This is a genomic window from Pleomorphochaeta sp. DL1XJH-081 (genome assembly GCF_049310885.1).
Lineage (GTDB): Bacteria > Spirochaetota > Spirochaetia > Sphaerochaetales > Sphaerochaetaceae > CAYZJV01.
Genome location: NZ_JBMDYO010000114.1, coordinates 1 through 267, shown reverse-complemented (window position 1 = coordinate 267; position 267 = coordinate 1). Strand labels below are relative to the sequence as shown.

At 42.3% G+C, this 267-nt stretch carries 1 protein-coding gene; it reads left to right on the top strand.

The annotated features are described in order from the left end of the window. Positions 1–267, top strand: a 267-nt coding sequence (locus ACODJP_RS14120) for a PRD domain-containing protein (RefSeq protein ID WP_422482582.1), incomplete at both ends; no start/stop codon positions are given.

Genomic DNA, 267 nt, shown 5'->3' with positions numbered 1-267 from the left:
TAAACGGTTGGGCGTGCAGTTACCGAAAGATGAAGTGGGCTTTATTGCCATGCATCTGGTCAGTGCCCAAATGAGCGGAAATATGGAGGATGTTGCAGGTGTCACGCAATTAATGCGCGAAATGCTGCAATTAATAAAATTTCAGTTCAGCCTTAATTACCAGGAAGAAAGCTTGAGTTATCAGCGACTGGTTACGCATCTGAAGTTTTTATCCTGGCGTATTCTTGGACATGCTTCAATTAACGATAGTGATGAGTCATTACAACA